The 25430-nt window shown below is 35.0% G+C and carries 25 protein-coding genes and 5 pseudogenes; 11 read left to right on the plus strand and 19 right to left on the minus strand.

Annotated features, from left to right (window positions below):
- Positions 1-21: 21 nt before the first annotated feature.
- Positions 22-984 carry a tyrosine-type recombinase/integrase gene (locus MHH71_RS25600; protein ID WP_006095584.1) on the minus strand — a complete coding sequence of 321 codons (963 nt, stop codon included), beginning with the start codon at positions 982-984 and terminating at the stop codon, positions 22-24.
- A gap of 119 nt (positions 985-1103) precedes the next feature.
- Here MHH71_RS25600 and spoVK point away from each other — a divergent pair, with 119 nt between their 5' ends.
- A complete protein-coding gene (gene spoVK, locus MHH71_RS25605; protein ID WP_018765230.1) occupies positions 1104-2060 on the plus strand; it encodes a stage V sporulation protein K in 957 nt (318 codons plus the stop codon).
- 47 nt (positions 2061-2107) lie between these two features.
- On the opposite strand, the gene MHH71_RS25610 is transcribed toward spoVK, so the two are convergent.
- Both MHH71_RS25610 and MHH71_RS25615 read right to left on the minus strand, forming a co-directional pair.
- A complete protein-coding gene (locus MHH71_RS25610) occupies positions 2108-2242 on the minus strand; it encodes a hypothetical protein (RefSeq protein WP_001051869.1) in 135 nt (44 codons plus the stop codon).
- Positions 2243-2490: 248 nt separating this feature from the next.
- Positions 2491-3114: a trimeric intracellular cation channel family protein gene (locus MHH71_RS25615; protein ID WP_003203441.1), complete on the minus strand. Its 624-nt coding sequence runs from the start codon at positions 3112-3114 to the stop codon at positions 2491-2493.
- 92 nt (positions 3115-3206) lie between these two features.
- Between MHH71_RS25615 and hflX the strand changes: the two genes are divergently transcribed.
- From hflX to MHH71_RS25640, 5 genes and pseudogenes are all read left to right on the plus strand, one after another.
- A complete protein-coding gene (hflX, locus tag MHH71_RS25620; RefSeq protein WP_006095585.1) occupies positions 3207-4484 on the plus strand; it encodes a GTPase HflX in 1278 nt (425 codons plus the stop codon).
- Positions 4477-5748 (plus strand): methionine gamma-lyase family protein, encoded by a 1272-nt coding sequence (locus tag MHH71_RS25625; protein WP_033796336.1) that lies wholly within the window; start codon positions 4477-4479, stop codon positions 5746-5748. Before hflX ends, MHH71_RS25625 begins: the two co-directional genes overlap by 8 nt.
- A 174-nt stretch (positions 5749-5922) precedes the next feature.
- A complete protein-coding gene (glnR, locus tag MHH71_RS25630) occupies positions 5923-6312 on the plus strand; it encodes a transcriptional repressor GlnR (protein WP_002014475.1) in 390 nt (129 codons plus the stop codon).
- A gap of 48 nt (positions 6313-6360) precedes the next feature.
- The gene (glnA, locus tag MHH71_RS25635; protein WP_003203448.1) at positions 6361-7695 is read left to right on the plus strand and encodes a type I glutamate--ammonia ligase; all 1335 of its coding nucleotides are present in this window, start codon (positions 6361-6363) and stop codon (positions 7693-7695) included.
- 34 nt (positions 7696-7729) lie between these two features.
- Positions 7730-8122: pseudogene (locus MHH71_RS25640) on the plus strand (N-acetylmuramoyl-L-alanine amidase); the annotation flags it as partial.
- Positions 8123-8255: 133 nt separating this feature from the next.
- On the opposite strand, the gene MHH71_RS25645 reads toward MHH71_RS25640, so the two are convergent.
- From MHH71_RS25645 to MHH71_RS25665, 5 genes are all read right to left on the minus strand, one after another.
- A complete protein-coding gene (locus MHH71_RS25645; RefSeq protein WP_255261246.1) occupies positions 8256-8381 on the minus strand; it encodes a hypothetical protein in 126 nt (41 codons plus the stop codon).
- 14 nt (positions 8382-8395) lie between these two features.
- Positions 8396-8899 (minus strand): DUF7018 domain-containing (lipo)protein, encoded by a 504-nt coding sequence (locus tag MHH71_RS25650; protein WP_003205215.1) that lies wholly within the window; start codon positions 8897-8899, stop codon positions 8396-8398.
- Positions 8900-8937: 38 nt separating this feature from the next.
- A complete protein-coding gene (locus MHH71_RS25655) occupies positions 8938-9549 on the minus strand; it encodes a DUF7018 domain-containing (lipo)protein (protein WP_033799034.1) in 612 nt (203 codons plus the stop codon).
- A 37-nt stretch (positions 9550-9586) separates the two neighbouring features.
- On the minus strand, positions 9587-10462 hold the full coding sequence (locus MHH71_RS25660) for a DUF7018 domain-containing (lipo)protein (protein WP_003205210.1): 876 nt from the start codon (positions 10460-10462) through the stop codon (positions 9587-9589).
- 221 nt (positions 10463-10683) lie between these two features.
- Positions 10684-11514 (minus strand): hypothetical protein, encoded by an 831-nt coding sequence (locus tag MHH71_RS25665; protein WP_003205208.1) that lies wholly within the window; start codon positions 11512-11514, stop codon positions 10684-10686.
- 423 nt (positions 11515-11937) lie between these two features.
- On the opposite strand from MHH71_RS25665, the pseudogene MHH71_RS25670 reads away from it, so the two are divergent.
- Positions 11938-12330 (plus strand): annotated as a pseudogene (locus tag MHH71_RS25670) (N-acetylmuramoyl-L-alanine amidase); the annotation flags it as partial.
- A 53-nt stretch (positions 12331-12383) separates the two neighbouring features.
- On the opposite strand, the gene MHH71_RS25675 reads toward MHH71_RS25670, so the two are convergent.
- Both MHH71_RS25675 and MHH71_RS25680 read right to left on the minus strand, forming a co-directional pair.
- On the minus strand, positions 12384-12629 hold the full coding sequence (locus MHH71_RS25675) for a hypothetical protein (RefSeq protein WP_006095589.1): 246 nt from the start codon (positions 12627-12629) through the stop codon (positions 12384-12386).
- 39 nt (positions 12630-12668) lie between these two features.
- Positions 12669-12962: a hypothetical protein gene (locus MHH71_RS25680; RefSeq protein ID WP_155895706.1), complete on the minus strand. Its 294-nt coding sequence runs from the start codon at positions 12960-12962 to the stop codon at positions 12669-12671.
- 423 nt (positions 12963-13385) lie between these two features.
- Between MHH71_RS25680 and MHH71_RS25690 the strand changes: the two genes are divergently transcribed.
- Positions 13386-14474: a response regulator aspartate phosphatase gene (locus MHH71_RS25690; RefSeq protein WP_003199272.1), complete on the plus strand. Its 1089-nt coding sequence runs from the start codon at positions 13386-13388 to the stop codon at positions 14472-14474.
- Positions 14474-14734, plus strand: coding sequence for a hypothetical protein (locus MHH71_RS25695; RefSeq protein ID WP_033799691.1), 261 nt, complete (start codon positions 14474-14476; stop codon positions 14732-14734). Before MHH71_RS25690 ends, MHH71_RS25695 begins: the two co-directional genes overlap by 1 nt.
- A gap of 59 nt (positions 14735-14793) precedes the next feature.
- Here MHH71_RS25695 and MHH71_RS25700 read toward each other — a convergent pair whose 3' ends face one another.
- The 8 genes and pseudogenes from MHH71_RS25700 to MHH71_RS25735 all read right to left on the minus strand — a co-directional run bounded on the left by MHH71_RS25700 (position 14794) and on the right by MHH71_RS25735 (position 23233).
- Entirely contained in the window at positions 14794-15096 is a 303-nt protein-coding gene (locus tag MHH71_RS25700; protein WP_003199269.1) for a hypothetical protein, read from the minus strand.
- Between the two features lie 59 nt (positions 15097-15155).
- Positions 15156-16091: a DUF7018 domain-containing (lipo)protein gene (locus tag MHH71_RS25705; protein ID WP_006095590.1), complete on the minus strand. Its 936-nt coding sequence runs from the start codon at positions 16089-16091 to the stop codon at positions 15156-15158.
- 56 nt (positions 16092-16147) lie between these two features.
- Positions 16148-16702, minus strand: a complete 555-nt coding sequence (locus MHH71_RS25710; protein ID WP_003199265.1) for a hypothetical protein — start codon at positions 16700-16702, stop codon at positions 16148-16150.
- 223 nt (positions 16703-16925) lie between these two features.
- A pseudogene (locus MHH71_RS25715) lies at positions 16926-17497 on the minus strand (helix-turn-helix domain-containing protein); the annotation flags it as partial.
- Between the two features lie 643 nt (positions 17498-18140).
- Positions 18141-20375, minus strand: a complete 2235-nt coding sequence (locus MHH71_RS25720; RefSeq protein WP_033799035.1) for a DUF4129 domain-containing transglutaminase family protein — start codon at positions 20373-20375, stop codon at positions 18141-18143.
- Positions 20372-21586 (minus strand): DUF58 domain-containing protein, encoded by a 1215-nt coding sequence (locus tag MHH71_RS25725; protein ID WP_006095593.1) that lies wholly within the window; start codon positions 21584-21586, stop codon positions 20372-20374. The genes MHH71_RS25720 and MHH71_RS25725 overlap by 4 nt, the downstream gene beginning before the upstream one ends.
- On the minus strand, positions 21586-22548 hold the full coding sequence (locus tag MHH71_RS25730) for an AAA family ATPase (protein WP_003199256.1): 963 nt from the start codon (positions 22546-22548) through the stop codon (positions 21586-21588). The genes MHH71_RS25725 and MHH71_RS25730 overlap by 1 nt, the downstream gene beginning before the upstream one ends.
- Before the next feature lie 505 nt (positions 22549-23053).
- Positions 23054-23233 carry a small acid-soluble spore protein H gene (locus MHH71_RS25735; protein WP_006095595.1) on the minus strand — a complete coding sequence of 60 codons (180 nt, stop codon included), beginning with the start codon at positions 23231-23233 and terminating at the stop codon, positions 23054-23056.
- A 343-nt stretch (positions 23234-23576) separates the two neighbouring features.
- On the opposite strand from MHH71_RS25735, the gene MHH71_RS25740 reads away from it, so the two are divergent.
- Positions 23577-24425, plus strand: a complete 849-nt coding sequence (locus MHH71_RS25740) for a DUF2935 domain-containing protein (protein WP_003199253.1) — start codon at positions 23577-23579, stop codon at positions 24423-24425.
- Positions 24426-24638: 213 nt separating this feature from the next.
- On the opposite strand, the pseudogene MHH71_RS25745 reads toward MHH71_RS25740, so the two are convergent.
- Positions 24639-24740: pseudogene (locus MHH71_RS25745) on the minus strand (tyrosine-type recombinase/integrase); the annotation flags it as partial.
- A 228-nt stretch (positions 24741-24968) separates the two neighbouring features.
- Between MHH71_RS25745 and MHH71_RS25750 the strand changes: the two are divergent.
- Positions 24969-25383 (plus strand): annotated as a pseudogene (locus MHH71_RS25750) (DUF2935 domain-containing protein).
- The last annotated feature ends 47 nt before the right edge of the window (positions 25384-25430 follow it).

The following is a 25430-nucleotide window of genomic DNA, read 5'->3' on the forward strand; positions in this document are numbered from 1 at the left end:
AAAAATAGTAAAAACGCCCATTTATAAGGCGTTTTCTTTTTGTTTTGCATATTGATAATACCTTTTTAATGAAATTTTTGATTTGAAACCAACGCGTTTCATGATTTCTTGCTCTGGGATGTGCTGTTTAATTAACCGTAAAATAAATGTATTTCGAAAGTGTTGGCCGGAAATGCCTTTCCGTAAATTTGCCCGTGCCACCTCAAGACGAATCATTTTTTGGACGGCTATTTCTGTTAGTGCTTTTGGAGCATCATTTTCGTACACCCACCGATATGTGTTACGGTTGAAATCAAATGCCACAAATAGCGGGTCATCACTATGGTATTTGGGACGAACTGGTTCAGGGATTTTTTTGTAATAGTTATATAGTTGTTGTTTGTCGTCGTGAGTTAAATCAATGGTTCTTTCAACACCTGCTACTGCTGGAATGGAAATTGTATTCGTTTCAAAATGAACGTGATGCATATTTAATGATACAAGTTCTTGTAGGGATAAGCCGTAGTCAATGAGTAAATTTACAATAGAAATATTACGATCCATTAGTAATGGACGGACAGGGCGTTGTTTCTCTGATAATCCTTCTAATGAAGTCAGAGTATGTTTTAAGCGTTTTTCGTCCTCTTTTGAAATGAAATCTTCATCACGTAACGCGCGATTAGGTTGGATGACGAGTTTCATGTCCTTTAATGGGTTTGGGAGGTTTAAAAACTGATATAGTCTATTTAAGACAATAAAAACACGGTGCATTGTTTTTTCAGAGTAATGCCGTTTCTTTTTTAAGTCGGAAAAATAATCTTCATAGTCTTTTGTACAAAGTGTAGCCCATATATTACTAGAGGAAAGTTTTTTATTTCTTTCTAACCAATGCCCAAAATCTTCAATATCATAGACGTAACGTTTAATGGTTGAAGGTTTTCTTCCTTTATTTAATAAAAAGGAAGAAAAAGCTTGTACCGTATCATGAATTTCCTTTGTTTCCATATTCCCACCACCCTGTTTTTTTCTTATATTATAACAAATTTTTCTGAAAACAGTTATTTGTATGGGAAGTGGAAAAATTAATGATATTTTTTGGTGAGTCGATAAAAAGAGGTGATTGTATGGAACAATCGATGCGAAAGAAAAATAATAATCAAATTAATATTGTGTTAAATCACCGAAAAAAAATTTCAGTACCTGCTCCAGAAAAGAAATCGGTAATTTCAAGTGAAACGTCTACGAAGCATGAGATGCTGCAGCGGATTGAGGAAGAAATGGGTAAACTTGTTGGAATGGAAGATATAAAAAAAATCATAAAAGAAATTTATGCATGGATTTATGTAAATAAGAAAAGGCAAGAAATTGGCTTAAAGTCAGAAAAGCAAGTGCTTCATATGTTATTTAAAGGAAATCCAGGAACGGGGAAAACAACTGTCGCAAGAATGATTGGGAAATTATTATTTGAGATGAACATTTTATCAAAAGGGCATTTAGTCGAAGCGGAACGCGCGGATCTTGTGGGAGAATATATTGGGCATACAGCACAAAAAACAAGAGATTTAATTAAAAAAGCCATGGGTGGAATATTGTTCATTGATGAAGCGTATTCGCTAGCGCGTGGTGGAGAGAAAGATTTTGGAAAAGAAGCGATTGATACGCTTGTCAAACATATGGAAGATAAGCAACATGGATTTGTTTTGATTTTAGCGGGATATTCAAGAGAGATGAATCATTTCCTTTCTTTAAATCCAGGTTTGCAATCGCGTTTTCCATTTATTATTGAGTTTGCGGATTATACAGTGAATCAGTTGCTTGAAATTGGAAAGAGAATGTATGATGAACGAGAATATCAATTATCAAAAGAGGCGGAATGGAAATTCCGTGATCATTTACATGCGGTGAAATATTCATCACAAATTACATCATTTAGTAATGGACGCTATGTCCGGAATATTGTTGAGAAATCCATTCGTACACAGGCAATGCGCTTATTGCAAGAGGATGCATACGATAAGTATGATTTAATTGGGATATCAAGTAGTGATTTAACGCTTGAAGAAGAGACGCACAGTTCATAAACTGTGCGTTTACTTTATTATGGAAGAGAAACGTAATGCATCGTATTCTATTTTGTATTTTTTGTTTTTGCTCGTTGTTCTAATTTGCTTTTTGGACTTGTATCAGCTACATCTGATGCAAGTCCTTGTGGATTAACGCTACTACTTTGTCCGCGATTGCGGTTGTTGTTTCCTTTTGCCATTCTTTATCACCTCTATTCTTCTTTAGCTTTTTGTTGATATGCCCTATGATATCGCTCCATCTTTTTGCTTTTTTCATGGGCGGATTTTGGGTCGAAGCTAATTTGGTTAACTGAGCTTTTTTGAGCGCCTTTGTTTACGTGGTTTGTCATTATGTTCACCTCGCTTTAAAGTTTAGTATGGACACTCTGAACAGAAAAAAACGTTGGAAAAGAAAAACCTCTTTACGTCATGTAAAGAGGTGAATTTACTATTTATGCAAGGAACGCTCTTTATTCTCTAAGCGTCTGTGCGGTAAATGCCATTTGTAATGAATGGAAATCATGCGGAAGCAAACAATAAAAATAAATAAGGTGTATAGAGCCCAGTCACTGACAATAATCTTGGCACCAATTAAAAATCCTGCTAAAATCGTCCAAAATGCATATACTTCTGCGCGAAGGACGAGAGGTTTGCGGCGTGCTAATAAATCACGAATGATACCACCGCCAATCCCTGTTAAAACAGCTGCAACAATTGTAGCGCTAATAGGTAAGTTGAGCTTTTGTGCATAAAGTGCTCCTTGTACAGCGAATGCTGATAAGCCGATAGCATCTGTGATGTTCTCCCATCTTTTCCAATGTTTAATTAATTTATTTGGAAATAGAAAGATAATCGTCATTGATAAAAGTGCAATTTGAAATAACATGTCTTGTTGCCAAAAAGCGCCGATTGGATAGCCGATTAATAAATTACGAAGGGCACCTCCTCCAAAGGCAGTTGCCATCCCTAAAATATATACCCCGAAAATATCGTAATCTTCTTCCATTGCGACAATAGCTCCGCTGAGTGCGAAGGCAATTGTACCGATGATGCTAAAAATCTCCCATGCCATGAATTTTCTCCCTCGCTAACTAGATGAAATGTGCTTCCTCTGCTATTATATTAGAAGGTTTAATTTTCGAAAAGGGTGAGTGAACATATTTGATGGAAGAAAAAGAAAAAGTCATATTAGTTGGCTGTCAATTGCCACAAGATGATGATGAACGGTTTATGCATTCCATGAAAGAACTCGCATCGCTAGCGAAGACGGCACGTGCAGAAGTTTTGGTATCTACAACGCAAAAACGTCCGAAATTTCACCCTGCTACTTACATAGGTAAGGGGAAATTAGAAGAACTTGCAGCGCTGACGGAAGAATTAGAACCAGCTGTTATTATATTTAATAATGAATTAACACCGAGCCAAATTCGCAATTTATCAGCTATGTTAGATGCGAGAGTAATCGATCGAACGCAACTAATATTGGATATTTTTGCTCAGCGTGCGAAATCAAGAGAAGGTAAGCTTCAAGTGGAATTAGCTCAGCTACAATACACGATGCCACGTCTTATGGGGCAAGGGCTAGCGCTATCACGTCTTGGAGGCGGGATTGGTACGAGAGGTCCTGGTGAAACGAAGCTAGAAACAGATCGTCGTCACATTCGCTCTCGTATTGATGAGATTAAGAAGCAGTTAGCGATTGTTGTGGAGCACCGGAAAAGATATCGTGAGCGCCGAAAGGATAATCAAGTATTTCAAGTTTCGTTAATTGGGTATACAAATGCTGGGAAATCGACGTTATTTAACAGATTAACAGAAGCAGATACATTTGAAGAAAATTTGCTGTTTGCGACGTTAGATCCAACAACAAGAAAAATGCAATTGCCGTGTGGATATACGGTGCTATTAACTGATACGGTGGGGTTTATTCAAGATTTACCAACATCATTGGTTGCTGCGTTTCGCTCTACACTGGAAGAAGCGAGGGAAGCGGATGTGATTTTACATGTCGTTGATTCTGCAGATCCAAATTATGTAGGTCATGAACAGACGGTGAAAAAATTACTACAAGACCTTGAAATTGACCACATTCCGATTATTACGGTTTACAATAAGAAGGATAGATTACATCAAAATTTTATTCCGTTTCCAAAAAATGATTTTCTTATGACAAGTGCTTTTGAAGAAACGGATCTATTAAGCTTGAAAGAATCGGTAGAAACGAAGATGATGGAAGAGATGGAATCGTATAAGGTCATGATTCCTCCGAGTGAAGGTAGATTATTAACGCTTTTAAAAACAGAAACGGTATTAACTGGGATGGAATTTAAAGAAGATGGATTCTTGTATGAGTGTACAGGTTATATATTTGCTCATTCACCGCTGAATGGACAGTTAAAGAGATTTTTAGTGGAAAAAGGAGAAGAGAATAAAAATGTTTGATCGTTTGAAAAATGGAGAAAGAATTGCTCCTATTGTAAAAGAAGTAGAAGAACAAATTACCGGTGTACATAAACGTATTGATACAATAATTGAAAGTAATCAATTTCGTGTATTAGAAAGTTTTCGTAAACATAAAATTAGTGATTCACACTTTATTCCAACAACAGGTTATGGCTATGATGACATCGGTCGTGACACATTAGAAAAGGTGTATGCTGATGTATTTGGAGCAGAAGCAGGGCTTGTTCGTCCGCAAATTATTTCAGGTACACATGCGATTTCAACAGCTTTATTTGGTATTTTGCGCCCTGGTGACGAATTATTATATATAACAGGGAAGCCATATGACACATTAGAAGAGATTGTTGGTGTGCGCGGGAAAGGTGTTGGTTCTTTTAAAGAATATAACATTGGTTATAATGCTGTACCGTTAACGGCGGAAGGACGCGTTGACTTTAAAGCTGTAGAAGCAGCTATTCAGGAAAATACGAAAATGATTGGTATTCAGCGTTCAAAAGGGTATGCGACTCGTCCGTCATTTACAATTGCAGAAATTAAAGAGATGATTTCTTTTGTAAAAGAGATTAAATCAGATGTTGTTGTATTTGTAGATAACTGCTACGGAGAATTTGTTGAAGAGTTAGAACCGTGCCATGTCGGGGCAGATTTAATGGCAGGGTCTCTAATTAAAAACCCGGGTGGTGGAATTGTAAAAACAGGTGGCTACATTGTTGGGAAAGAACAATATGTAGAAGCTTGTGCATATCGTTTAACATCTCCAGGTATTGGAGCAGAAGCAGGGGCATCTTTATATAGCTTACAAGAAATGTATCAAGGTTTCTTCTTAGCTCCTCATGTTGCTGGTCAAGCGTTAAAAGGGGCGGTCTTTACAGCTGCATTTTTAGAAAAGTTAGGAATGAATACATCACCAACTTGGAATGCTGCAAGAACAGATTTAATTCAGTCTGTTCAATTTGATGACAAAGAGCGTATGATTGCATTTTGCCAAGCAATTCAATACGCATCTCCAATTAATTCTCACTTTACACCGTATCCAAGCTATATGCCAGGTTATGAAGATGATGTCATTATGGCTGCAGGTACGTTTATTCAAGGTGCAAGTATTGAGCTATCAGCAGATGGTCCAATTCGTCCTCCGTATGTTGCCTATGTGCAAGGTGGATTAACTTATTCTCACGTGAAGATTGCGATTTGTTCTGCGATCGATGCGTTAATTGAAAAAAATCTATTAACAATTTCGTAAGGGAAAGCTGTCGATTTCGGCAGCTTTTTTGTATAGAAGAAGGTATTTATGCCATTTTAAAAAAGAATGAAAAAATTTATAAAAAAACCATGTTAGAAAAGCTAACATCTGTTGACATCAAACATAACATGATATAAAATGAGAAACAGTTAAGGCGAAGGAGGAACTGAAACAATGAAAGAAGATAGACGTTCTGCCCCGCTGTTTCCTATTGGTATTGTAATGGATTTAACACAATTATCTGCTCGTCAAATTCGCTACTATGAAGAGCACAATTTAATTTTCCCAACCCGTACAAAGGGAAATCGTAGATTGTTTTCATTTAATGATGTAGATAAGTTGTTAGAAATTAAAGATTTGTTAGATCAAGGCTTAAATATGGCTGGTATTAAACAAGTGTTACAAATGAAAGAAAATCAAACAGAAGCAGTGAAAGTAAAAGAAGAAACGAAAGAAATTTCAAAATCCGAGCTTCGTAAAATTCTTCGAGATGAATTGCAACATACAGGTAGATTCAATCGAACTTCATTACGGCAAGGTGATATTTCAAGGTTTTTTCACTAAAGATTACTGATTCTGAAGGTGTTTAGAGGGACTAAGGAGGAATATATAATGGCAAAGTACACAAAAGAAGATATTTTTCGTTTAGCGAAAGAAGAGAATGTAAAATATATCCGTCTACAATTTACGGATCTTTTAGGGATTATTAAAAACGTAGAGATTCCAGTTAGTCAGTTAACGAAAGCTCTAGATAACAAAATGATGTTTGATGGATCTTCAATTGAAGGATTTGTTCGTATTGAAGAGTCTGACATGTACTTATATCCAGACTTAGATACTTGGGTAGTATTCCCTTGGACTGCTGAAAAAGGTAAAGTAGCTCGTTTAATCTGCGATATCTACAATGCTGATGGCACTCCATTTGAAGGTGACCCACGTAACAATTTAAAACGTATGTTAAAAGAAATGGAAGCACTAGGATTTACAGAATTCAACCTTGGACCGGAACCGGAGTTCTTCTTATTCAAAGTTGATGAAAAAGGAAATCCAACATTAGAACTAAACGATAACGGTGGATACTTCGACCTTGCGCCGATGGATCTAGGGGAAAACTGTCGTCGTGATATCGTTCTTGAACTTGAAGAAATGGGTTTTGAAATTGAAGCATCTCACCATGAAGTTGCACCAGGACAGCACGAAATTGATTTTAAATATGCGAATGCACTTCGTTCATGTGATGACATTCAAACATTCAAACTTGTTGTAAAAACAATCGCTCGTAAACACGGTTTACACGCAACATTTATGCCGAAACCATTATTCGGAGTGAACGGTTCTGGTATGCACTGTAACTTATCTCTATTCAAAAATGGAGAAAACGTATTCTACGATCAAAATGGTGAATTACAATTAAGTGATGATGCGCGTCACTTTATCGCAGGTATTTTAAAACATGCCCCGGCATTTACAGCGGTAGCTAACCCAACTGTAAACTCTTACAAACGTTTAGTACCTGGATATGAAGCGCCTTGTTACGTAGCATGGTCTGCACAAAACCGTAGTCCATTAGTGCGTATTCCAGCATCTCGCGGTATCAGTACACGTGTAGAAGTACGTAGTGTTGACCCAGCTGCAAACCCATATTTAGTAATGGCAACATTATTAGCAGCAGGTCTTGACGGAATTAAAAATAAATTAACTCCGCCAGCTGCAGTGGATCGTAACATCTATGTAATGACTAAAGAAGAACGTGAAGAAGCAGGTATCGTTGACTTACCAGCAACATTAGCACAAGCGTTAGTTACACTACAATCTAACGAAATTGTATGTGGTGCATTAGGTGAACATTTACTTGAGCACTTCATCGAAGCGAAAGAAATTGAGTGGGATATGTTCCGCACGCAAGTTCACCAATGGGAACGCGATCAATATATGTCTCTTTACTAAGAGGCTTAAACCCTTGACACATAACGTGTTGAGGGTTTTTCTTTGTAAAGGGGCAGGTGCAAGTTACTCTGTTATTCGTCAGTTAAATAAACCAGAATCATACCGAGTGTGGGGAGAAAAAGATGGTTGGTTAAATCTTGGAGGAAATCAGTGGGTATATAACAATCCTTCTTACATCAAGTTTGAGAAGAAAGAGCCAGTTAATCCAATTGTAGGAAAACGCGTTGTATCCAAAGTAAATGACCTACGTTTCTATAATTCTCCATCTTGGCATGATAAAGACGTGGCTGGTACTTTAGATGCAGGACTAGGGTTTACAATCGATGAAAAAGTAAATGTCAATGGATCACCACAATACAAAGTACACAATTCGAAAGGGAATACGTACTACATTACAGCTAGTGATGCATACGTAAACGTACGTTAACATAAAAGAAACCGGCTCTTAATTGAGTCGGCTTTTTTACTATGTATTAAACTTTAGCATTCATAAATAACTCTTTTAATTCTTCTGTAGATAATTTGCTTTCTAACGCTTTACTTAAGTCAAGTATAGAAGTTTAATAATCTACTACTACTTTTAAACTATCAGTCTTCTTTTCTTCTACATTGTCTTTACTGCAACCTACCCCTAAAGCTAGAGTAATTGGTAATGCAACTGCTAATATTTTACGTTTCATTGACATAGTCCCCCTTGTTACTACTTTATGTTTTTCATCTTTTTATCTGCTTCTAATAGTAAATCAGATGCTTTCGTAAACGAGTCTGCACCTTGCTGTACGACACCCTTATCTTTCATGATTAAGCCGTTTTTCGTTGAACTTATTCCACCTTTTAACTCATACATAGCGTCTTTTACCGTATTTTGTACGTCGTTATACTTCTTACCTGGGTCTAACTCAATTACTTTATCAGTTATTTCCAACAAAGCCTTAGACTTCTCTCTATACTCTTCTTCTTTTTCTTTTATTGATTTATCACTAGTTATGACTTCTTTTAATACTAGTGACTCTTTAGTTATATCTTTCATTAAAGAGTTTAATTTTGACTTGTACTCTTTTTCTGCTTTACTATTTGATACTTCTTGATTATCAGTCTCCGCTACTTCTAGACTGTCAGTTTTACTTTCAGAAGCGTCTTTTGAACAACCTACCCCTGCTACTAACATAATTGGTAATGCTACTGCTAATAGTTTACGTTTCATTGTTATATACCCCTTTGTTTGGTTTCTTATTATTCGTTTTACGATTTTGTTAAGCTTAAAATAACTCCAAGTGACTCCATAAGACCGTCACTACCTTCATCAATCAGTTCACCTGACTTATTAATCTTTGTTTCATCTAATGTTGTAAACCCCTCTACCATTATGTCTAGACCTTTATCAAAAGTATATAGAGATTGAGATAACTCTGATTGCAAGTTATCGTACTCTACTGGTGGTTTAATTTCTCTTAATTTCTTGTTTGCTGACTTCATTTCACTTACTACTTGCTTTAATTCATCGTGTGTGTTAAGGAATGTAGGGTCTTTCTTTTCTAACTCACTGAATTTATTTTGTGCTTGTACCCAAACCATAGATATGTTTTGTACTTTTAAAACGTAATCTGTTTTACTCGTTAGTCTACCTTCTTCGTCTGTCTCAAATACCCTTTCGCTTACTGCAATGTTGTTAGACTTCTTTTTCTTATTCGTGTATCTCTTTATTATCCATGTTAGTAGAAGAATAGGTACTGCTATGGACATTACTCTAGCCACTACCGATGTTTCCCCAGTTCCTAAACTAGCTATTGCCCCTGCAAGAGCGAAAAAGAGAGCAGGAACTATGATTACGAACACTAGTATTTTTCGTCCCATATGTAAAACTCCTTTGTTTGAATACTGTTATTGACTATTACCTACGTTTTACTTGACGCATCACGCTACCATCGTCTCCTACCATCTTGTATCCCGTATCAGTAAAGTTCTCCATTTTATAGGTCATAGATTGTTTCATTTCACCAGGTTCAGCCTTTTTGCCGTCTTTTACATATTCGTCTATTGTCAATGTCATTTCTCTCGTGTCTCCATTGTAAGACCATTTTCCATCCATATGTGAGTTCTCATAAGGTGTGTTGTCTACATCATCAAATATAGTGTATGTACCATCTTGACGGAACTCTGTTCCTTTAGTGAATTTATCACCAACATAACTACCCCATTCACCTACTATTTCTTTACCGTCTTTTGATAAAGGGATAGCGTCAGGTCTTTTGGTATGTTCTACAGCTTCCTCAATTGGTTTCATACCTTTTTCTAAGTAGTCATTACCTTTGTACATTAAGTCTTTTAATTGCTCTGTCTTATTCTTTGTTACAGAACCACTTTTTGCTAGACTTAATTGTGTGTCAATCGCTTCTTTATAACAGTCTATTGCTTTTAAAACAGATTTGTGTTGTTCTTCAAACTCTTTTGGTGGGTCTATCTTGTAAAACTTAACATATATTTCTTGTAACTCATCTGCACTTTTTAAGATTTTCTTGTTTTGCTCTTTTACATCCTTGTCTTTTCCTTTTGATACTTCAGTTAGTTCTTCCATCTTCAACTTTAACTCATAATGTAAGTTTGACATACGAGAAGGGTATGCTTCGTTCGATAACTTTTCCTTGTCTTCTTCTTTTACTTCTATCTTTGCTACCTTTGTGTCTGCTTTCTTCTCTATATTGTCTGTTCCGCAACCCCCTAGTAACATGATTGGAAGTGCTAAACTTACTAGTTTCTTTGCTTTCATTATGTATCCTCCTTTTAGAAAGTATTGTAATTAATTAACATATTGTACCATAGCATAAATTATATAAATAAGATATAAAGATTTTCCATCCTTAAGAGAAATTTTGAGTGTTTTAACAATATGAAAAAATGTATTACGGTTGTAGAGAATCCCTCTCTGCATGTTTTTCTTCCAAATTTACCCTTATTCGCCCCCGAACATTTAGTGTTTGGGGGCTTTTTTTATGCTCCCATAAACTCACTATCAAAGTAGAACTTATCCATTAAGTTATTTACAATACCGTTGAAGTAAGCGAATTTACCCTTATTCATTGTTGCTCCGGATTTAATTTTCATAACAAACTCTTTAATAGCTTTTAAGCCTATAGTAAGCTCCTGGTCTTTAGTAAATGCTTTATCACCTGTAGAGAAGTTAGTAGTTTTATTACACTGTCTTACGACCTTCCACAGTTCTTGAATTGTTTTAGATTCAGAATAGAAAGAGCTAACTAGAGAAATAAAACGTTCTGGTACCCAATGGGCAACAAAATCAGCTTCTTTAATTTTTTCTTCAGGTGTAGTGATATTTTCATTACTATTACGTTTGTTTTTATCTTTTATATTTTGTTTTAAGGAAACAGGGGTTGTTTTAATGGTAGGACACTTTGTAGGACTTTTTACCACTACCTTGTCGGACACTTCTTCCACAATTGGTTGAATGATAATAGCATTAGAAGTTTGAAGCATATCTTTTTTACGCTTCATAGAAACTTGCTTAATCATCTCTAAATCCACAAGTTTCTTCATTAAACGTTGTACAGTTTTATATGAAACTTCCATTTTTTCAGCGATTCTATTTTTACATAGGAAACTAACGCCTACATATTTGCAGCTGTGGCGTTTTAAAATTTCAAGTAATGTAATTAGTTTAGATTGTACGTCAGTACGCTTAATAGACATATGGATATTGTCACGGTATGTACGTACAGTTTTATTTAGTTCTTCCACATCTGTGAATGATGATAAGTTGTGGAAGGATACTTCATTTGCGATAACATCGATACGTTTCTTCATTATATAGGCCCCTTTGTATAAACAAAAAAGCAACAGAATGCCGTGTGTAAGCAAACTGTTGCTAAGGAGCTCTTACGTACTGTAGAATAGTTCGTAAGAGTACAGCAAGTGTTTGCCTAGTGTGATTAGGCGGACGGTATATAGAGTGTTGGTAGCACTTTATATACACGCTGTGCTCTTTTGTTTTTTTGATTAATAGGTGCCCACAAAAGTACCCACAAAATGCCCACGAAATAATGAAACAATATTATTTGTTTTGAGTTTCAAATTTTAAAGATTCCCTATAAATTTAGGTTTCGTGATTATTTTGATTTGTTATTAGGGTGTGAAGCTTGATCCGCACGCAAGTTCACCAATGGGAACGCGATCAATATATGTCTCTTTACTAAGAGGCTTAAACCCTTGACACATAACGTGTTGAGGGTTTTTCTTCGTAAAGGGGCAGGTGCAAGTTACTCTGTTATTCGTCAGTTAAATAAACCAGAATCATACCGAGTGTGGGGAGAAAAAGATGGTTGGTTAAATCTTGGAGGAAATCAATGGGTATATAACAATCCTTCTTACATCAAGTTTGAGAAGAAAGAGCCAGTTAATCCGATTGCAGGAAAGCGTATTGTGTCCAAAGTGGACAAACTACGTTTCTATGACTCTCCATCTTGGCAGGATAAAGACGTTGCTGGTACCTTAGATGCAGGACTAGGGTTTAAAATCGATGAAAAAGTAACTGTCAATGGATCATCACAATACAAAGTACACAATTCGAAAGGCAACACGTTCTACATCACCGCAAGCAATTCCTATGTTAACGTACGCTAACGCAAAAGAAACCGGCTCTGTAATCAGAGTCGGTTTTATTTATTCCTTTCGTGTTAAATAGGGTCAGTAGGAAAAACCACACCGATAAATCCAGGATTTCTAACTTGAGCTCCGATGAATGCCAATCCACCAAACTCACCTACATTTGCCACAACTCGATAACGAACAGGGTCTGTTGGGAGTACTGGATCACTTGGGGAATCTACCCATGTAAACGTAGAGTTAAAGGTATAAAGCGAATTTGGCTCGGAAAGATCACCTACATAGTTTCCAGATACAATCGTATCTGTCAGCAGCACATCATTACGGAATAGCTGATACGTAATGGCATCTATATTTTAAAAAAGATCAACTACTTCTGTCTCAACAAAAACTTCTGTACTGATTGTTGAGTCTAACTGAACTCTTGCTGTTCCTCCTGCTACTGCTTGGGCAGGAACTAAGAACTCCATAATCGGGATATTAAGTGTGTTTTCCGGAAGGGGAATAGGAGGTGGATTTGGTGACAAAGGAGTAAAAAATAAGCGTGGAATTGCAGCTGGCGCTGAACCCGGGAAAGGAGCGGAAATCGAACTAGGAACAGGACAAGGAATTGCAGCAGAGTTACAGTTTTTTCCGTTATTTAGGCTCAAGAATAATCACAATCCTTTACTTATAAATTATATTTAATACAGTAGATGCGAAATGATTTCGTTTTTCTTATATGTTTACCTAGCTAGGCTCTAGCTATAGGGGGAATTCTCCAAAGAAGTTGCCGGTACTTTAGAGTCAGGACTAGGATGTACTATTATTAATAAAGTAACAGCAAACGGATCCGCACAATATAAAGTGAAAAATAGTAGAGGTAATGTGTACTACATTACAGCAAGTCCTTATTATGTAAAAATTAAATAATAAGCATAAAAAGTGCCGGCTCTTAATTGAGTCGTTTTTTTTAGTTTTACCTCCCTAGGAAAATATTTTCTGATAATTATTTTTCAATTAATTTAAACAGGGAGTTTATATATAATGTGTAGAACTATGTTAATATTTTAGGAAAATAGGGGGGGCTTGTTATGAGTGCACATATAGTAACTAAAGAGCAAATCAAACACTTATTAGATACTTGGTATCAATCAATGTTGAAGCAACAAGTGGAGAAAGCAAGGCAACTAAAAGAAGAAATTGACAATAATATTAATCATGTAGAATTGGATGAAGATGTATTACTGTATTTTGCCTTATTAAATTTCAGATATAATGTGCTGACTGACTGGATTTCGATTAAAGAAGATAGCTTTAATAATGTGGAATCTTTTGAAATTCCTAACAAAGGATACTTGGCATATTATTATCACTTTTTCAAAGCCATTTATCTTATGTTTGTTACAAAATATAAAGAAGCAAAAGAACAATTTGAGACAGCTGAAAATCTTTTGAAATATGTTCCAAATAAGTTGGAACAGGCGGAATTTTATTATCGATTAGGCTATTTTTATAATCAGTCTTATCAACATATGTCAGCGATTGATTGCATAAAAAAAGCAAAAGAAGAATTCATAAAGCAACCAGATTGCGAGATTAATGTTGCTTTATGTGAAAATATGTTTGGATTATGTTGTATCGATTTAAGACAATTTGAATTAGCTGAAGAAACATTTAATGCTGCACTAGATGTATTTCAAAAAGCTAATCATAAAAAATATGTGTTGATGGTTCGAAATAACTTAGGATTACTGTATGCAAATCAAAATTTATCAGAATTAGCAATTCGTCATTTATCAGAAGTTACAAATCACTCTCAAAATCATTTTCGTGCAATTTATTTGGAATCGGATGAAAATTTGAAAATAGGTGAATATGAAAAAGCTGAAGGATTAATAGAAAAAGGATTGTACATCTGTGATCAACTGGAAAATCAGGAGTATCAACATCGTTTCATGATTTTAAAAGCAATGAATACAAATACAGCTGCATTGGAAAAGGCTGTTTTTGCAGGAATTTCGTATTTCGAAAAAGAAGAATTATTTGATTGCATTGAAGAATATACAGATCGTTTAGCTGATAAATTTTATAATGACAACAACTATGAAAAAGCAGTCGAGTATTATCGTATGGGTAAAGAAGCCCGAAAAAAACAAATGGAAAAAGGAGCATTAAGATGATAAAAAAAATCCTCTTAACAACAATAGGTTGTGCATTTGCGGTATCTATAACAACTGGATTTTCGACATTAAACAAAGGAGATGGAGGAGCACCTGTAAGGCCAGATTTAGCGTTAAATAAAGTTGATACGATATCTGATAATAAGGGGGATGGTGGCGGAGCTCCTGCAAGACCTGACTATGTTAATATTGGTGACGGTGGTGGTTCGCCTTCTAATGCGCATGGAAACGGTGGAGGCATTGTAGCAAAAGAAATTTAAGTGAATTTGCAGTAAAAGAAGAACATTTACCCTCACTAAAAGATGTTCTTCTTCTTTTTTTACTTCAAATCAGATATCTTTCTAACTTGTTTTTCCTTCGCTTTAAAATCCTTCTTGTATTGCTTAAATTCTTGTTTATCAACATAAAATTTTTCACCAGTAGCTATATTTTTTACTAAGCATGTTTTAGCGAAAAATTCCTTTGTGAAATAATAAATCAATAATGCTACTAAAGAAAAAGTGAAAGTAGGAATGAATAAAATAACTGCAATAACTGCCAACCATGTATCTAAAGTTGTGTTAGCTCTTTTTAGAACTAATCTTTCTCCAGCTGCAGCTTCTGCTTGTTCCAATTGTTGCATACGTTGCAACGATCCGACTGTATCATAACTAATGAAATAACCCCCTTTTTACATAATATTTACTTCTGTCTTTCTGCTTCTATTTTGTTACCTTTACTATCTACCATTCTTAAAGAACCTGCTCTGAAAAACTCAACAGTATAATCTACTACCGCATTCATTTGTCTAGCATCTATCTTCTTACCGTCTTTAACAAATTCAGTAGGAATCATAGTTACTTGCTTCTTGTCTGCATTATATAACCACGTACCTGTCATATGGTTGTCTTCATAAGAAGACTTACCAGTATCATCATAAGCCGTGAATGAATTATCTTCTCTAAAGTCTAAACCTTTATGAAACTCAGAACCTTTGTAACTACCCCACGAACCAAATAATTCTTTACCGTCTGCGGATATTTGCACATTGTCATCATCGGATTTAGAAGTTGAAGGAGTATCAGTTTTTGCTCCTGTATCGAAACCAAGAGCGTTTGCTTGTTTTACTGTAGCGTCTTCAATTGGTTGGAAACCAGTTTTCCAATAACCATTACCTTCTTTTATTAAGTCCATTGACTTTTGAGACTTGTTTCTGTCTTCATCTGTAACTTTTCCTTTGCCTTTTATAATTTCAACTTGTAATGCATAGGCTTTACTATAACAATCTAACGCTTTTAAGACTTCCTTATGAGAGTCCTTAAACCCTTTAGGTGGTTCTATCTTATCGAATTTAGAAATAATCTTTTGTAACTCAGTCTCTTCTTTTACTATCTCTTTTACTAAATCCTTTTCGTCCTTCGTTTTATCCATTGCTATCTCAGTTATAGTAGAGATTTTATTCATTAACTCAGAAGATAAACTCGTCATACGAACTGGATACTGCTCTTTTGATAACTTATCCTTAGTTTCTGACTTAGACTCTATTTTTTCTTTTGGCTTTGCGTCTGTTTTATCGGTACCACAACCTGCCAATAACATAATAGGTATCGCTAAAGTTACTAGTTTCTTTGCTTTCATATTTCTATTACCCCTTATTAGTTGAATGATTGTATGTATAATTACAAGTTACTCTATTACTTTGTATGTTCTTCCATTTTCTTATCAAGTGCTTTGGCGTAGGCATCTTTGGTTTCCTGATTTAACTTATAAATTGCTTCTCTCCACTGTTCTCCATCTACACCTGACATATGTGGAGAACTTTTTAATACAGCTTCTTGAATCTTCAGTCCATCGTCTTTATCAGCGTCTTTTATTAACTTTGTTCCTTTTCTTGCATCTGTTATCCCTTCTTGTACGAGTTTATGAATGTCTTTGTATTTATCAGGTACTATTATGTTCTCCATACGGTCTAAGGCTTCATCCATATTGTTTGCTGTTTTAAATACATCTTTATATTTCTTATTATCTTTTGAAGCTTCTCCTAGTTTTAACAATATTTTATCCTTCTTGAATTGAAACTCTACCAGTTGCTCACAAATATAATACGGATACTGTTTTTCAGATATTACTGTTTTCGACATTGCTTTACTAGTTTCCTCAGTCTTAGGGATAGAATCTTTATCTCCTACCCCACAACCTACTAATAATAGAACAGGTATTGCTAATGATACGAGTTTCGTTGCTTTCATTATGTATACTCCTTCTTAACAGTGTTGTAATTGACTAACATATGGAACTGTAACATAAAATAAATAAATAAATCTAAGTTCATTTTTTTGTCCTTAAAGGAAATTTTAGGAATTTTAATAATATGATAACATGTATTACGGTTGTAGGGAATCCTCCCTCTGCATGCTTTTCTTCCCAATTTACCCTTATTCGACCTCTAACGTTTAGCGATTGGGAGCTTTTTTATACTCCCATAAACTCTTTATAGAAGTAGAACTTGTCCATTAAGTTATTTACAATCCCATTGAAATAAGCAAATTTACCATACTTCATTTTTATTCCAGACTTCACTTTCATAACAAACTCTTTAATAGCTTTTAAGCCAATAGTAAGCTCCTGGTCTTTAGTAAATGCTTTATCACCTGTTGTGTAATTAACAACTCTATTACACTGTCTTACAACCTTCCACAGTTCTTGAATTGTTTTTGATTCAGAATAAAAAGAGCTAGTTAAAGAAACGAAACGTTCTGGAACCCAGTGAGCAACAAAGCAGCTTGTTTAATATTCTCTTCAGTAGTATTACTATTCTCATTACTATTACGTTTGTTTATATCTTTTATATTTTGTTTTAAGGAAACAGGGGGTGTTTTAATGGTAGGACACTTTGTAGGACTTTTAGTAGGTTCCTTGTCGGACACTTCTTCCACAATAGGTCGAATTACTATAGCATTAGCAGTTTGCATCATATCAGAATTACTTTTCATAGATACCTGGCGGATCATGCCGAGGTCCACAAGTTTCTTCATTAATATTTGTCTCCTTTGTGGAAACAAAAAAGCAACATAATGCCAAATTTAAGCAAACTTTTGCTAGGTGTTTTTTACCCACAATTCGCCCACATATCTTTCTTGTCATATCAAAGTTTATCCGTAATAAGAAAATAGAGAAGAAAAGCCCGCAAAAGCAGGCTGTGTTTTGTCGGCCGCTTAATGACCATATTTATTTCAAAAGCAAACGAATATTATCGAAAGTCAATATACAAACAATTGTCGTTAAACATTGGTACTACGACATTTATGCATAGCTTAATAGATACAAATATTTATTGATTTTTGTTCCGCACGCAAGTTCACCAATGGGAACGCGATAAATATATGTCTCTTTATTAATATTTTAAAAATAAAACGCAATAAACATTAATGTGACGCGGTTTCTGAGTAATCAGGAACCGCGCTTTTGTGTGTCTGTAAATGTATTGAGAATATTGATTATTTTTACTAAGAACTGAAATTCTTGATACTACTGATATCAAGGATTTCAAAGTTGAATTAAATTTGAAGTAGGAATCTAATTATTCGTAAGGACTATCTAAAACACATGATCATGAGACTACTATGATTACAAATCTGATAAATTAATAAAAGGTTTTGTTCTAATTATAGAAATCGCCTTACTCAATCAAATGAACGTATCAAATTCATTCGACTTGGGTGGAGAGGATGCTTTTTTCATGAGTTTTTCCCATAATTGTATGAACCTTCTCCATTCCGATGTAGCAGGATGGTTTTGATAAATAACATTTTCATAACTAAGAGTGAGTTTTTGCATATCAGTCGAATTGTAAAGGTTATCTACATGGATTGCATATTCTCTCAATGTTTGGCTTTCGTTGCGTGAGATGCCGGTTCTTTCCAGTTGTTTTAAAAGTGCATCATAAGCTTTTGCATAAACATCATCTCCTTTTCGGTATTTATAGGAGAGAATGATAAAAAATGCGAACCACTTTATTCTAGTAGTAAAGAGGGCATAGCCAGTTATGCTAATTGATATGATACAAAGGAACAAGTATCCCCATGAAAATCCTTTTTTGGAATCCATAATCTTTCCGTTAGAGAGGACTTCGGTATCTTCTATTAAATTTTTTTGTTTTGTTTCTGCATTTCGCTGTGGAGTTTGTTCGTTGCTAGGTATCGTAGTTTCGCTATTTGGTGAAGTGGCAGTTGGAGCAGAAGCGTCATGTGTAAAGTTATATGGATTGCTGAAACCCTTTGTTGGTTCGAACGGGACCCATCCGTATCCTGGAAAATATACTTCAACCCAAGAGTGTGCATTGTTATTATCGATTGTGTAAATGTTCTCATAATCTGAATTCGTTACTTTGTTTTCAAGAGTGCCCCCGGTATAGCCCTTTACCCAGCGTGCCGGAATCCCAATAGAGCGAAGTAAAACAATCATAGACGTGGAAAAATTATTGCAGTATCCACTTTTTGTATCAAATATAAATTGATCTGCATAATCTTGATCCTTTCCAGGAACCTTAACATGTTCTGTTTCATATACAAAAGAATTATTTGCGAAGTAGCTTTCAACAGCTAATACTTGATCGTATCGATTGTTTTTATCTTTTGTAAGATTTATCGCTAAGTCTTTTACCCTCTTTGGTAATGAGTCCGGTAATTGAGTATATTTTTCTATGAAATAAGAGCTTGCCTCTAGACCCTCAGCCGCTTTTACAGCTTTTAAGTTTTCGATAGAAAAATGAGGAGTCTTATAAGTCACCTTATATTTATTTAAGGTAGTAGAAGAGCCTTCTTTCATCATATCGATTTTTTCCGAAAAGGGATCTGCACGGAATGATACATCTGAAGCAGCTTCAACCGATACTAATCCCGCGGGATAAATAAGGTGAGGTGAGTCTTTTTGCATGGTGATAATTGCTTCGGCAGTTTCCGTTTTTGTATTTTGTTCATACCAACTCAATACGTTGTTTTTATTCTTAAAAGAAATTTTTTTCGGGTTATCAGAAATTTCCCAACCCTTTCCGGTATAAAAGTCTTTTGTTTCAACTCTCCAATATTGACTATTTTGCATTTGCGCTGTGAAAACAACTGTGTCGTCCCATTTAAAAGGACCGCCTAATTGAGAGTCATCCATACCGTAACCGACTTTGTTGATTGTTGTCTCTTTATTTGCTGAAGGTGTATCGAATCTGAAGAAAGTATCAATATTGGATAATTGAGGACCGGGTTTGGGAGCGAAATATCCAATAGTTATCGTAAATATAATAGATACCGCAATTGGGATGAGCAATTGCGGTGTGGATTTGGTATGCTTTTGTAAGTTCTCGAACGTTTTTATACGTTCAATCTGGAGAAGGCTGAGCATGAAAAGACCCGTTATAATTGTACGAATAATCGCCTTGTTCATGTCATATAAGCCGAATATATCAAAAATTGTAATATAAATAACGGTTAACGTAAGAAATAAGAGTCCGCGTTTTTGGTGAATCAGCCAATAAAGGGTGAGGAAGCACGAAAACCAAAGAACTAAAAAAAATAAAAAGGTCTGAAAAGATTTGGAAAGATCCCACCAATTTGCTTGAAAGAGAAGGCGGATATTGTGAAAAAAATCAGATAAGAATTCTACCAACCAAGCAGGATGAATAAAAGGTCCCTTATAATCTACCGAATGAATCATAAATAAGATGACTACAATCTTTATCGAAATTTGGAATCGCGTTTGAAAAAAAGAGAGAATGAAGCAAATTCCTATAAATCCTGTAAAGAGGTTCAATCTCACCATGTCTGTAATTTCTATAAGTGGTCGCAACCATTCTAATAAAATGAGAAAACCAAATAAATGCATTAGGAAACTACTGATATCCCATTTATTATTTGAAGGTAATATGGTCATTTGTTCACCTCAAAAAATACATTTGTATAATGATTCTCATAAACTGCTTTCACGAATACTTTTTGTTTTCTTAGCGTTTCGAGTAGGCTTAGTTCCAATTTTGAGAATTGATGTACTTTTTCCTTGACGACAAATATCATTAGCTTACTGCTTTTCAGTGATATACTGTCAGCAACTTTTTGAATATCGGGAGAAAGATTACTTGTTACAAGTATGAATGTTACTGGTTGATAGATTTTCTTTAACTCTATTTCTACAGTTTGAGAGAGCGGAAACATATTGTCTGCTTGTACTTTTGCTAAATGGTGAAAAATTTGTTGTAATTGTGTCTCACCATGACGTAAAGGAAGAACGGTTTGTTCTTTTCCGGCGGATATAAATGATGCTTGTGAATCTTGTTTTAGGATAGACCTCACGAGAGAAGCTGTAAACGTAACAACCAATTCGAACAGGGGAGAGGGGGTTCTGTCCATGAAAATCACGGCATCATGACTTCGTTGTTGTTCAAACTCTTTCGTCATAATCTTGTTTTTTCGAGCAGTTGCCTTCCAATCGATCCATGAAAAACGGTCACCAGGTTTATAGTCTCTGACACCAGATGAGACTGTTGCATCTCTTGCTACATTCACATTTGATGAGAGTGTTCCTTGTTCGAAATCGTTTTCTAATTGTCTATAAGTTATGTCTACATAGTGGGGATAAACTAAAAATCTATTGGGAACTGAAAAGATTGTCTCTTTTTCGATAATCCCGAATACATCACCAGTTTTTACACGCACACTCGAAAAGGTGTGTTCTCCTCTTGGGATTGCGTCGATTACATATTGATATGAAATGTTTCGCTTGAATCCTGGAAATAATAACACTTTTGCATTTTTTGATTGTTTGCGAGTTTTGAACTCCATGGGTAGCACTTCTTCTACAATTAAATAAAGCAAGGGGAAGGGGATTTTTCGTTTTATTGTAATAGTGCATAAGAACTGCTGTCCTGCTGTAAACTCCTTTTGATTTGTTATGCGTTTCACCTCGGCGTTCCACAAGGCACAAAAGGGTAACAATAATGAGTAAAGACCGAAAGGACTAAAGGTGTAAAATAGAAACCAGCTTACAAATTCTCCTTGTAACATGGTGTATACAAATGTTAAAGCGATGAATAAAGCAAGCAACGATAGCTTCCCGGCGTGACGACCATTTCGTAGTAGCTGTTTCATTAGGAGTTTTTCGCCTTTTGAGCCGGTACTGGAGTCCGGGCGATAATTTTTATGATAACGCTTTCTGGTGTTATCCCTTCAAATTTCGTCTCTATTTTTAAAATGAGTCTATGAGCTAAAACATATGGAGCTAAACATTTAACATCATCTGGAATGACAAAATCCCTGCCATTTATGAGCGCATAAGCTTGTGCAGCTTTCATCAAAGCAATGGAGCCACGGGGGCTAGCCCCTAGCTGTACGGAATTATAAGATCGGGTTTGATTAACGATTTTTACGATGTAGTGTTTGATGGCCTTGTCTGTATATATTGCCCGTACGTTTTGTTGTAAGTGTAGTAATTCTTCTATTGTAATAACGGCTTGTAAATGAGAGATAGGCTTTGTTTTTTCTGTCCGATTTAAAATTTCAAATTCTTCTTCCGGTGTGGGATAGCCCATTTTTAGCTTTAGTAAGAAACGGTCGAGCTGAGCCTCTGGTAAAGGATACGTTCCTTCATACTCAATTGGATTTTGTGTAGCTATTACAAAAAATGGCTTTGGTAAAGGTCTTGTTATACCATCTACTGTTAAATTGCCTTCCTCCATACTTTCAAGCAAGGCTGACTGCGTTTTTGGTGATGTACGGTTAATTTCATCAGCTAGCACGATATTTCCCATAATAGGTCCTGCCATAAATTCAAATTGATATTCTTTCGGATTATAAATAGAAACACCTGTTACATCTGATGGCAGTAAATCAGGAGTAAATTGAATCCGTTTGAAATTTGCATCGATGGATTTTGCAAGGGCTTGTACCATCATTGTTTTCCCGACACCTGGTACATCTTCTAATAGTACATGGCCTTCGGTTAAGAGAGCCGCTAAGGTAAGAATGATTTCCTTTCGCTTTCCGACAATCACTTTTTCAATGTTATTGATTATCTTTTCTACAATTGGGTGCAAAGAATCGAGTTGCGTCATCGTACTCCTCCCAATTTCATTTTTTATAGTTGATTCAATTTATTGTGAAAATTATGTTTCGTGTAAAATAAAATTTGCTTTTAGATTTTTGTTGCAAGAAAAAACCAATCTACGGGGAAATTGAAGGGAATTTGCTTGAAATGGTTGGTATTGTTGAGGAAATTACCCCTTTTTGTCACTTTATATAATTTCTATGTCATTTAAGGAAATCCTACTCTACGTTTTTAAATTATTTTGTTTTGACTCTAGTCTTATGTGCATGAAATTTGTTTCCAGTGTAAAAATATTTCACTAGAAACATAGATTAACAATATTCTAGTAACTATGGGATTTAACAACTAATTGACAAGTTCAATAAAATTACACTTATCTCAACGTATTATTCAGAAGTATTTTAGATTTTGAGGTTGAATATTTCATTTGTAAAATAGGGACAAGCAATTGTATGAGCTGTCCCTAACAAACATCACTCTGAGTAGTGTTTGGATTAAAAATTATTGTTTGTTTAATGTTCTATTAAGTTGGATAAAGGAATTTCCTGCTCATTTTGAGGCTCATTAAGGGGGTAAATTCTAGCTGTTTCATTATTTTTATCTACATTTTGAATATAAATCGGAACTCCATTATAGGTTACATTAGCCATAACCGGTGAAGATGCAATCTCTTGTGCTCGTTGTTTGTTCATGATAATGACCTCCTTTTGACTTATAACAGTAATAATATTTACTTTAAACTACTTAATTATTCTTAATACTCAATAGTACGCAAATAGGTATTAATTCTGATTTTAAGCATATAAGTTTATAAAGTTTATCTTGATGGACAAGGAGTGAGCTTTTTTTGGCTACCGATAATGATAGGTTATGTTAATTTCCACATGTATACGAGATTTATCATTATTTATGTTGTGATGAATAGAAAAAATAATCTTATTTTTATAGTCATAATGAACTTTTATTGATGGTATTTTTATCTATATTTATTCATAAGAATAGAACTAGCGTAGTATTTACTGGGGGGGATTGAGAATGAATAGGGATGAAACCTCATTACATCCTGATACGGGTGTTACGTCTGTAATGTTTGTTGAACGATCATTAAATGAAATCCGTTTTTGGTCTAGAATCATGAAAGAGCATTCTCTATTTCTTCGATTGGGGTTTAGATGTGAGGATACTCAATTAATCCAAGAGGCTAATCAATTTTACCGATTGTTTGAACACATCGAACAAATTGCATATTCTTATACAAATCAAACAGATCCTGAGCAAATAAAGAGATTTAATTCAGAAGTACAACAAGCTGCAACTAATATTTTTGGATTTAAACGAAAAATTCTAGGATTAATTCTCACATGTAAATTGCCAGGACAAAATAATTTTCCACTGTTAGTTGACCATACAAGTAGGGAAGCTGATTATTTTAGAAAACGCTTAATTGAATTAAATGAAGGTAGATTGGATGCTCTTCCTGATGCTATTATTAAAGAAAATGTTTTCTTTTTAAGGATTATGGCAGACCATGCTAAATTTATTGGTCATCTTCTTGATCCATCGGAAAGAAAGCTTGTAGATATAGCCCGGAATTTTAGCAATGATTTTGATGAATTGATGTATCAAGCAATTGACTTAGAATCTATGAAACCACAATCTCAAACAGTTCCTCTTTTAGATCAATTTTTGGATCAAAATCGTGTGTCAGTCACATCTCTTCGGGATTTTAAGAAAACGGCACGTGATTTAATTGAGCAATGTAAAATAAAGAGTATCATTCATCCACTATTAGCAGACCATGTTTTCCGTGAAGCTGATAGATTTCTTGAAATAATTGATATGTTTGATGCTCATCTTACAAGCGTTAAATCACAATCTAGATAGTAGGATGTGGGTAAAAACACCATTTTTTCCATGAGTTAAGAAGCTAACAATAAATTGTTAGCTTCTTTTTCTTGTGATTTATCTTCTTGATAATTAAGAATTAGGAAGGTGAATTATATAGTTAATGAATGAGGGCTTAATACAAATTAGTGGAGTTTAATTATCAAAACTAAAAGGGACTCGTAGGTAAGAGTCCCTTTTAGTTTTATATTGCTAGATTTGAAATGTATCAAGTATATTATCTTTCCCTTCTTTATTGATTCCGATATGTTTAAGTGTGATTTATGGTGTACTATGATTGAGTATTCCTTGCAACTGACCTCTTTATTTACAGTATTTTGAATATATACTTTTGTTATGTATTTTGGGATATCGGGGGGGGCGGCATAAAGTTAATGTTTAAGGGGAAATGAATGTAAACTGATGATAAAAAGTTTACATTCAAATCACCGAAAAAGAGTCCTATTAATTTAGGACTCTTTTTCGGTTTGATGTAATTCTGAATTCTTAAGTTGATGGGCGTGGGGCGCTAGGGGGGATTTAATGAATAATGGACAACAACAATCTATTCCTGGTCACTTTGTCATGGATACACAGCGGGCTATGCTGCTTCCACCGGAATTGAAAGCTACGCCTTCTGAATCATTAACTGAACAATTATTTATTGAACGCTCTTTAACTGAAAATCGATTTTGGTTACGGATTATGAAGGAATATGCACTTTTTCTTGGTGAAGGATTTAATCGGAAAGCTAAATAAAGATAGTGAAAATGCCACAGTTGAATTGAGAAATTTCAAAAAGGCGGGATTGGAACTTATTCAAACATGCCAAATTCGAAATGTAATTAATCCATTACTAGCTGATCATGTTACAAGAGAAGCTGAGCATTTTTTATTTATGATTCATGTGTTGGAAGAAAGGTTGAAACAAAAACAAATGCAGCAATCGATGGAATGAGTGCTTTGTTATCGTGATGGATACATACTAGAGTGTTCATTTGTTAA

It is taken from the genome of Bacillus sp. FSL H8-0534, assembly GCF_038005885.1.
Classification (GTDB): Bacteria; Bacillota; Bacilli; order Bacillales; family Bacillaceae_G; genus Bacillus_A; species Bacillus_A pseudomycoides.